Origin of the sequence: Wolbachia endosymbiont of Cardiocondyla obscurior (assembly GCF_902713635.1) — a bacterium.
Taxonomy (GTDB): domain Bacteria; phylum Pseudomonadota; class Alphaproteobacteria; order Rickettsiales; family Anaplasmataceae; genus Wolbachia; species Wolbachia pipientis.
In genome coordinates this window covers 1-2,347 of sequence record NZ_CACTIU010000099.1, presented here as the reverse complement: position 1 = coordinate 2,347, position 2,347 = coordinate 1, and the positions used below count along the sequence as shown (strand labels likewise).

General features: G+C 36.1%; 1 protein-coding gene. It reads left to right on the top strand.

All coding sequences use genetic code 11. The features are described from left to right. Positions 1–427: 427 nt before the first annotated feature. Positions 428–2,335 carry an ankyrin repeat domain-containing protein gene (locus tag WOCAOBSORBRA_RS05860; RefSeq protein ID WP_174516142.1) on the top strand — a complete coding sequence of 636 codons (1,908 nt, stop codon included), beginning with the start codon at positions 428–430 and terminating at the stop codon, positions 2,333–2,335. The last annotated feature ends 12 nt before the right edge of the window (positions 2,336–2,347 follow it).

The following is a 2,347-nucleotide window of genomic DNA, read 5'->3' as shown; positions in this document are numbered from 1 at the left end:
TACCGCGAATGAATCGCGGTATGACGGTGTAATGATGGTTAAGTAATTCGTCATCCCGCTGCTTGTTAGCGGGATCTCTTGTTAGCGCCGCGGCGGTATGACGGTTCGTGGCGGCATGAAGATAAGCTTGTCATCCCGCTGCTTGTTAGCGGGATCTCTTGTTAGCGCCGCGGCGGTATGACGTAGGACTGCTGTCATTCTGCTACTTGTTAGCGGATGAGATACCGCGAATGAATCGCGGTATGACGGTTCGCGGTGGCATGATGTAGGACTGCTGTGACACCATTATAGAGTGAACCAGTGTTAGCTACTTGCATAGAAAATGTTTATGACTAATTTTTAGATCAAACATGGAATTTCGACAAACTTAACTTTTTTGTGAGACTGTTTAGCAATAATAAATAAATTGAGAGGAAAGGTTACGGCAATGGAAAAGAAAAAGTTTTTTGAAATAATAAATGAGGTAAGCAAGAGTGAAGGTTTAAATGAGAATAATTTACTTGAAAGAATAGGGAATAAGCTAAAAGGTGTAAACTCAGGAGTATATGACACTTATAACAAATTGAAGATAGGTAATACAAGTAAGACATTCAGTACATTTAACAAATTGAAGATAAATGAGATAAATAAGATGTTCCGTGTATCAGATTCATACAAAACTGTAAATTGTATGTTGTTACATCTTGCTGTGGAATGTAACAGTGTACCAATAGTAAAACTCCTACTAGCAAAGGAAGCAAAAGTTAATGAACCAATATATGAACTTGATGGAGCTAAGTCTCAATTAACTGCTTTGCACATTGCTGCTTTACATGGTCATCAAGAGATAGCTCAGCTTTTATTGAACAATAACGCAAATCCTTCACTAAAAGATAGTCAAGGCCGAACTCCAAGGGATATTGTCGGCGATGTAGAAGGTAAAAAGGCTATAATAAAAATGTTAGAGGAAGGAGAACAACGTTATGCTGAGACAAGAGCTACGAGAAGACAACCTTATAGACAAGACACTTTACTGCAGTCTAATAATAAAACTCCAGGAAATTCAGCTGTGGGCGGAAATAGAATAACTGCTGCAGTGCAAGCATGGAATGCAAGAGATCAGAAAGAGAACAACGGAACTACACCAAACAGCAGAGAAATCTATGTACAAGATGAGGATGAACAGACTTCTTCAAACTCAATCACTAATGAAAACAATATAAACAAAGTAGATGATACATTAGAAAGAGAACAGGCTATTTTAAATAAAAGTAGTAGTGACGACAGTGGAATATGTTTTGATGGAGATGGATCTGAAGCTTTAGGCCAATCTATATTAGAAAATGGAGAAGACATTAATGCACAAGATAAAGATGGCATGACCCCTTTACATTGGGCTGTTGCAGATAACAATAAAGAATTAGCAAAACTTTTGATAAAACATAGAGCAGATGTTGATGCACGAAATAGAGATAAACATACCCCTTTACATTATGCTGCTGTGCATGGTTATGTAGAGATTGCAAAGTATCTAATAGATAATGGAGCAAAGGTTAATGCACAAGATCAAGATGAACATATCCCTTTATACTTTGCTGTTACAAATGACAATAAAGAATTAGCAAAACTTTTGATAAAACATGGAGCACATCGCTCATTGATAAAGGATGAAGGCCTAATAGATAGACTAAATAGTATGTGTGGTCAGCCATCTGAGGTTGTACCTAGTACCTTTTCTCATTCCAAAACACACAACGCAACGGAAACTCCAGAAAAAGCAGAAAAGGTTGAAAAACGTAAAGCTAAGTTAAAAGAATTACGTACTCAGCTAAAGGATGAGCAGAAAAAGAATGAATTGCTAAAACAAAAAATACAAGATCTAGAAAGTAAAAATACAACACTTAATAGCGAATTAGAAGAAAACGAAAATAAGCATTCTAAAACAAAAGTGTTGTTAGAAAAAGCGCAAAAGGAACTAGCAGAATCAAAAAGTTGCATAGTTGGACATGAGACTAAGTTGAAACAATTCAATAAAGAGAATGAATCACTAACACAAAAAATAAAAAGTCTGGAGAATGAAAACACACCACTTGAGGGTGAACTGGGCAAAACTAAAACTAAAACAAATGAAGTGTCGCTAGAAAAAGCAGGAAAAAGACAAATGAGTTTCTTAAAAGTTGCTTCTGTGAATCTTGTAACTATGTTAACAGTAGGTGCTACTCTCAGTATTGCTTTCGACTTGTCTGTTCTACCAATAATTGTAGTTTTTGTAACATCTGCTGCATTGCTAGCTATAGTACTTCCCAAAGTAAATGATAAAGGTATAATAAGCTATTTGAGTTATAATGGCGTATAGTGTGGATTTAAG